Source organism: Mycobacterium sp. TH-M82 (genome assembly GCF_057473605.1).
Window position 1 is genome coordinate 1 of sequence record NZ_JBYCKY010000855.1, and the last position, 6,936, is coordinate 6,936.

Here is a 6,936-nt window from a genome sequence, read left to right on the forward strand (position 1 = left end):
GCCGCCCGTTCGGCCCGCTCGCGCTGCGCAGGTCGCCGCCGGTCGTGCCGCCCGACCCGGAGGGCATCGCCTTCGACGCGCGACGGCAGCGGCTGTACTGGTCATCGGAGGGCGAGCGGCTCACCGACACCCCGGTCGGGCCGGTGCTGGCCGACCCCTGGGTGCGGATCGCCGGACTCGACGGCAGCTACCTGGGCCGGTTCACCATGCCGGCCAATCTGGCCATGTCGGCGCAGCACAGCGGGCCGCGACGCAACAACGCGCTGGAGGGGCTGACGCTGACCCCCGACGGCCGGTGTGTGTTCGCCGCCATGGAAGCCCCCGGCTACGACGACGGTCCGACGCCGAACCGCGGCCACGGCGCGCCGGTGCGGATCACCGCGTTCGACGTCGACTCCGGTGCGCCGGTCGCCCAGTACGCCTACCCGCTGGAGCCGGCTACCGGGCCCGCGCTAACCAACGGCCTCACCGATCTGGTGGCGCTGTCCGACACCGAGTTCCTGGTGGTGGAACGGGCTTTCAGCGCGCATCCGACGGTTCGGGTGTTCCACGCCGAGATCGGCGGCGCGACCGACGTGCTGGCGGTGCCGTCGCTGGCCGGCACGGCGGTGACGCCGGTGACGCCGGTGACGCCGATGACCAAGACACTGCTCGCCGATCTGTCCGCCATCCAGGGGTTGGCGGCGCCGGGCGGTGTCGACAATGTCGAAGGGATCACGCTGGGGCCGCGGCTGCCCGACGGCCGTCAGACGGTGGTGCTGGTCAGCGACGACAACTTCACCGCGGCCCAGGTGACCCAGTTCCTGCTGTTCGCGATGCGGTGAGAGCTCGGGCGATCGCGGGCTCAGCGTTCCGACGGCGTCGGCCCGGCATCGGCCAGCACCTGCCGTAAAATCTCGACGGCGTCGGCCAGAATCCCGCGGTCCGCCGCTGTCAGACGGGCCAGCTGTGGGTCGAGAGCGCCGGCACGTTCGTGACGGACGCGGCTCAGGGTCCGCACGCCCTTCTCGGTGATGCGGATGAGCACCGCGCGAGCATCGCGGGGGTCGGCGGTGCGGGCGACCAGGCCGGCGTCTTGCAGACGCCGCACCTGGGTGGTCATCGTCGGCTGCGAGCAGTGATCTACCGCTGCCAGTTCGCAGATCCGCGCCTGACCCAGGTCTTCGATGGTGGACAGCAACCGGGCCTGGGCCCCCGGCAACGACAGCCGGCCACGTTGGGTAGCCAGCCGGTTGATCCGGGAAACCACGCTGAGCAGATCGGCACCCAGGCCCGCAACGGGGTAGGACGCCGGCTTCGCGACTGAGCTTGCAGCCATGGTGTCATTGTCACCCACCGTGGCCGCGTCGGTAAGGCATGACACCGGCCGCTGGCACAATCGGTGAAATGACCGCAACCGGCCCGGTGAGCCCGCCCGCACGCGGTCGGCCCCTGCAATCGGGCGAGCTGGCGCAAGCCGCGGCGATGGCCGCGCTGTGCGCGGCGACCGCGATCATCTCGGTGGTGGTGCCGTTCGCGGCCGTGCTGGCGCTGCTGGGCACGGTGCCGATGGGGCTGGTGGCCTATCGGTATCGGATCCGGGCGCTGTTCGCCGCCACGGTGGCCGCCGCGATGATCGCCTCCCTGGTCACCGGGGTGGGCGGGTTCATGACGGTGATGCACTGCGCCTACGTCGGGGGGCTGACCGGAGTTGTCAAGCGCCGGCGCCGCGGGACACCGACGGTGATCGCCGCCTCCCTTGTCGCCGGCGCTGTCTTCGGCGCCGCCACCGTCGCCGCACTGGCCCTCCTGACGCGGCTGCGGCACCTGATCGTCGACACGATCACCGCCACCATCGACGGAGTCGCGGCGGGCATGGAGCGGATTCCGGGGCTCCCGGATGCGGCGGTGGCCGCCGATCATCTTCGCCGGTTCTTCGCCGTGGCACTGCACTACTGGCCCTGGCTGATCCTCGGCCACACGGTCATCACGATCATGGGCATCTCGCTGGTCGGCTGGTGGGTGCTGTCGCGGGTGCTGGGGCGGCTGCGCGGTGTGCCCGATGTGCACAAACTGGACGCCGGGACCGATGGGGGCACCGCCTGCGGGCATCGGCCGGTCCAGCCGGTCCCGGTACGGCTGCACAACGTGCGCTTCCGCTACCCGCACACCGACCACGACGCGCTGGGCCCGATCAGCCTCGAGGTGCGCGCCGGCGAACACATCGCGGTCACCGGCGCCAACGGCTCGGGCAAGACCACGCTGATGCTGGTCCTGGCCGGCCGCGAACCGACAGCGGGCACCGTCGAGCGTCCCGGTGCGGTGGGTCTGGGACGGCCTGGCGGCACCGCGGTCGTGATGCAGCACCCGGAAAGTCAGGTGCTGGGTACCCGGGTGGCTGATGACGTGGTGTGGGGCCTACCGCCGGGCACCACCACCGACATCGACCGGATGCTCGCCGACGTCGGCCTGGACGGCTTCGCCGAACGCGACACCGGCGGGCTGTCCGGCGGTGAGCTGCAACGGTTGGCGGTCGCCGCGGCGATGGCCCGCGAACCGGCGCTGCTGATCGCCGACGAGGTCACCAGCATGATCGACCCGCAGGACCGGGATGTCCTGCTTAGGGTGCTGTCCGGACTGGCCGGTCCTGCTGGGCGGCATCGCACGTCGCTAGTGCACATCACGCACTATGACAGCGAGGCTGCGACCGCCGACCGCACCATCCGCCTGAGCGACTCGCCCGACAACGCCGAGATGATCGCGACGGCCGCCGCACCGCCCGCCACCGTCGCTGGAAATGGTCACCGTTGCGGCCGGCCGGTGCTCGAACTGCGCTGTGTCAGCCACGAATACAACAGCGGCACGCCGTGGGTCAAGACCGCGCTGCGCGACATGAGCTTCGAGGTGGCCGAGGGCGACGGGCTGCTGATCCACGGCGGCAACGGCTCGGGCAAGTCGACGCTGGCCTGGATCATGGCCGGCCTGACCGTGCCGACCACCGGAACCTGCCTGGTCAGTGGTCGCCCGGCCGCCCAGCAGGTCGGCGCGGTCGCGCTGTCGTTTCAGGCGGCCCGGCTGCAGCTGATGCGCAGCCGCGTCGGGCGGGAGGTGGCCACCGCAGCCGGCTTCTCGGCCAGCGACCACGCCCGGGTGGCCGCTGCGCTGGCCGTGGTCGGCCTGGACGCGGGGCTGGCCGGGCGGCGCATCGACCAGCTCAGCGGCGGCCAGATGCGCCGGGTGGTGCTGGCCGGCCTGCTGGCCCGTTCGCCGCACGCGCTGATCCTCGATGAGCCACTGGCCGGTCTGGACTCCGCCAGCCAGCGCGGCCTGCTGCGGTTGCTCGAGGACCTGCGCAAAGACACCGGCCTGACCGTGGTGGTCGTCTCCCATGACACCGCCGGGCTGCAGACGCTGTGCCCGCGGACCCTGCACCTGCACGATGGCGTGCTGGCCCCGGAACCCGCCCCGGCGGGGGGTGTGACGTGACCGGAGCCGCACCGCCCGGCCCGGCCAAGCGCCCGCCGCGCCCGGTGGTGCTGCTGCGCCCGGTGCCGGGCAGCTCGTCCGTGCACCGGCTGTGGGCCGGCACCAAACTGATTGCCGTTTCCGCCATCTCGATTGTGCTGACGTTCTATCCGGGCTGGGTGCCGATCGGCCTGGTGGCGCTGCTGGTGCTGGCCGCGGCCCGGTTGGCGCGCATTCCACGCGGCGCGCTGCCGTCGCCGCCCGGGTGGCTGTGGATCCTGCTCGCCGTCGGTGCCGTCACCGCGGGGATGGCGGGCGGCAGCCCGGTGATCGAGGTGGGCCCGGTAGCGCTCGGCCTCGGCGGGCTGTCGAACTTCCTGCGCATCACTGCGCTGTCGATGGTGTTGCTGGGTCTGGGCGCGATGGTGTCGTGGACCACCAACGTTGCCGAAATCGCGCCTGCAGTAGCTACTTTGAGCCGGCCGCTACACCTGCTGCGGATCCCGGTCGACGATTGGGCGGTCACCTTGGCGCTGGCGTTGCGGGCCTTCCCGATGCTGATCGACGAATTCCGGGTGCTCTACGCCGCCCGCCGACTGCGGCCGAAACTCCACCGCCGGCGGCGGACGGCGGAGGTGGTCGACCTGATCGCCGCCGCCATCATCGTCACCCTGCGGCGGGCCGACGAGATGGGTGACGCGATCACCGCCCGCGGTGGTATCGGCCAGATCTCGGCGACCCCGGCGCGTCCCAAACGTGCCGATTGGGTGACCCTGGTGATCGTCGCTGCCGTTTGCGCCGCTGCGCTCTATTTTTAACGCAAGCTGGGCATACCTACTGCTGGGCGGCGGCGTTGGCCGCCGCCTGGGCCTGCCGCAGGGCGGTGGCGACGTCGGCGCGGCCGGCGAACATCTCGTCGAAATACGGCTTGAGCGCTTGGTCGCCGGCCGGGAACCCGGCGCCCCCCGGGGCGGGGAAACGGGGTCCGGCGAGCACGGCAAAAAACGGGGCGACGTCTACGCCGCGACCGGCCCAGTAGTCGAAGTACACCCGCTGCGCTGTCCGCACCGCCGGGATGGCCGCCCCGCGCCGGCCGAGGTATTCGTTACCCTGGCTACTGCCCATCCAGGCCAATACTTGCCGCGTCGCGTCGGGATGGGGTGAAGCCGTATTGCCCGCTGCGGCAATGCCGTTGGTGACGCTGACCCGGCCGGCCGGGCCGGCGGGCAGCATCGCCACCCCCCAGCGGAAACCGGCCTGCTCGGCGACTGTAGCGAGGTTGTAGGTGCCGGACTGAAACAGCGCCATCTTGCCGGCCAGGAACTGGTTGCGGGAGAAGTCGCCGTTGTCGTTGGTGTCGGCGGCCGGGGGCGCGACGTGGTCCTGGTTGATCAGCCCGACCAGGTAGCTGAACGCCTCGATCGCCTCGGGGTTGTCGAAGGCGAACCGGTCGCCGCGCTGGAACACCCCGCCCGCCGAGCCGATGTAGTTCAGGTAGATGCCCTGCGGGTCGTTGGCGGCGTTGTAGCCCCACTGCCGGACCCGCCGCTCGTCGAAGCCCGGTGTGCCCGCCCTACGCCCGGCGGCGTCGACGGTGAGCCGCGCCAGCAGTGGCCGCAGGGTGTCTCGACCTGACATCAAGCCGGCCGGATCCCAGCGCAGCGCCGACAGCCGGGCCGGATCGACTCCGGCAGCCGCGAGCAGATCCGCGTTGTAATACACCGCGATACCGGCGTCGGTCAGCTGCGGAACCCCCCACAGAACACCGCCACGGGTGAACTGGTCGACCACCGACGGCTCCCAACCAGGCTCCGCGGCACCGATATCCAGCAGCCGGCCGTTGTCGGAGTAACCGGCCAGATGCGCGTCGGACAGCCAGAAGATGTCGTCGGCGCCGCCGCCGGCTATGTCGGTGCGCAAGGTCTCGAAGTACGTCGCAAACGACACCAGGTTGGTGCGCACCTCGATGTCGGGGTGAGCCCGGTGAAACGCCGCGAACGACTCGCGGTACGCGACGGCGACCTGCTCGTCCCAGAGGCGCACCGTCACCACGGTTTCTCCGCCGCCCGGCCGCGCCGCAACGTCCAGCAGCACCGCCGCCGCACCGAGCAGCACCCCAACCAGCACCACCGCCGCTGCGAACGCCGTGGAAAACCGTGGGCGGCTCACGGCATGCTCCTGCGTTGAGATTGCATGCAGGGTTGCGGGTCAGCGTGATTCACAGCCCTGGATGCAATCTCGATGGGACCGGCGCACGGAGAATTCATTTGATCCCCGTCACGACGATCGATCGCACGATATGGCGCTGAAGCGCCAAAAACAGCACGACCAGCGGGACCATCGCCACCGTCGTCGCCGCCATCACCAGAGTCCACTGCGCGTTGTAGCGGGACTGCAGCGCGGCGGTCGCCACCGTCAGCACTCGCCACTTCTGGCCACCGGTGATCACCAGCGGCCAGAAGAAGCTGTTCCACTGCGACACCACGGTGATCAACGCCAGCGTGACCAAGACTCCCCGACTGGACGGTACCACCACGTGCACGATGATGTCGGCCGTGTTGGCGCCGTCCAGCCGGGCGGCGTTGACCAGGTCGTCGGGGATGGCGCGAAAGTGCTCGCGCAGCAGGAAGATCGCGTACGGTGAGCCGAACAGATAGGGCAACACCAACGCCCAGAACGTGTTCCGGAAACCCAGCTGCGCCATCAGCAGATACAGCGGCACCACCGTGACGGTGGCCGGCACCATCAGCGTCGCCACGTAGACCCAGAACAGCATGTCGCGCCCCGGGAACCGCAGCCGGGCGAACGCATACGCGGCCAGCACCGAAAAGCTCAGCTGTCCAAGCAGTATCACCGTTGTCATCAACGCGGTGACCGCAAGCGCCCGGCCGAATCCCGCACTGCCGAGGTCGGCATAGTTGGCCAGGGTGGGCGGGGCGGGCCAGGACAGCGGAGTTCCGGTGGCGAACTGGTGCGCCGACGTGAACGACGTCAGCAAGCCAAGCGCGAACGGCGCCAACGTGATCAGCGCTCCGAATGACAACACGGCGTAAACAACAGCGTTACGTGAGTTCATAGGTGATCCGCCGGCGGAAGTAGACCTGCTGAACGACGGTGACGCCGACCAGGATGACGAACAGCACAAGCGACATCACCGCGGCGCGGCCGATCGCCGCCGCGCCGAACGCCTCGGCGTAGATCCGGTGCGCGATCAGGTCGGTGCGCCCGCCCGGCCCGCCGCCGGTGAGCGCGTAGACGGTGTCGAACACCTGCGCCGCGCTGACCACCCCGGTGACCAGCACGAAAAACATGGTGGGCCGCAGCATCGGCAACGTGATCCGGAAGAACCGCTGCCAGGCGGTGGCGCCGTCGACCCGCGCCGCGGCGTGCACCGCCGCCGGGATCGCCAGGATGCCGGCCAGGAAGAACAGTGCGACGTAGCCGACGTTGGTCCAGACCACCACCGCGGACACCACCGGCAGCGCCAGCCCG

At 70.5% G+C, this 6,936-nt stretch carries 7 protein-coding genes; 3 read left to right on the forward strand and 4 right to left on the reverse strand.

Features of this window, described 5'->3' with window-relative positions:
• The coding region (locus AC2VON_RS24705; protein WP_486955197.1) for an esterase-like activity of phytase family protein at nt 1–824 on the forward strand (824 nt) is incomplete at its 5' end.
• Nucleotides 825–844: 20 nt separating this feature from the next.
• On the opposite strand, the gene AC2VON_RS24710 is transcribed toward AC2VON_RS24705, so the two are convergent.
• A complete protein-coding gene (locus AC2VON_RS24710; protein ID WP_486955198.1) occupies nt 845–1,318 on the reverse strand; it encodes a MarR family winged helix-turn-helix transcriptional regulator in 474 nt (157 codons plus the stop codon).
• A 68-nt stretch (nt 1,319–1,386) separates the two neighbouring features.
• Between AC2VON_RS24710 and AC2VON_RS24715 the strand changes: the two genes are divergently transcribed.
• Both AC2VON_RS24715 and AC2VON_RS24720 read left to right on the forward strand, forming a co-directional pair.
• Nucleotides 1,387–3,465 carry an ABC transporter ATP-binding protein gene (locus tag AC2VON_RS24715; RefSeq protein ID WP_486955199.1) on the forward strand — a complete coding sequence of 693 codons (2,079 nt, stop codon included), beginning with the start codon at nt 1,387–1,389 and terminating at the stop codon, nt 3,463–3,465.
• The gene (locus tag AC2VON_RS24720) at nt 3,462–4,262 is read left to right on the forward strand and encodes a CbiQ family ECF transporter T component (RefSeq protein ID WP_486955200.1); all 801 of its coding nucleotides are present in this window, start codon (nt 3,462–3,464) and stop codon (nt 4,260–4,262) included. Before AC2VON_RS24715 ends, AC2VON_RS24720 begins: the two co-directional genes overlap by 4 nt.
• A 16-nt stretch (nt 4,263–4,278) precedes the next feature.
• Here the strand turns inward: AC2VON_RS24720 and AC2VON_RS24725 are convergent, their stop codons facing one another.
• The 3 genes from AC2VON_RS24725 to AC2VON_RS24735 all read right to left on the reverse strand — a co-directional run.
• On the reverse strand, nt 4,279–5,613 hold the full coding sequence (locus tag AC2VON_RS24725) for an ABC transporter substrate-binding protein (protein WP_486955201.1): 1,335 nt from the start codon (nt 5,611–5,613) through the stop codon (nt 4,279–4,281).
• 94 nt (nt 5,614–5,707) lie between these two features.
• Complete coding sequence (locus AC2VON_RS24730) at nt 5,708–6,520, reverse strand: carbohydrate ABC transporter permease (protein ID WP_486955202.1); 813 nt, start codon at nt 6,518–6,520, stop codon at nt 5,708–5,710.
• Nucleotides 6,507–6,936, reverse strand: a 430-nt coding sequence (locus AC2VON_RS24735) for a carbohydrate ABC transporter permease (RefSeq protein ID WP_486955203.1), incomplete at its 5' end; no start/stop codon positions are given. The genes AC2VON_RS24730 and AC2VON_RS24735, both read right to left, overlap by 14 nt.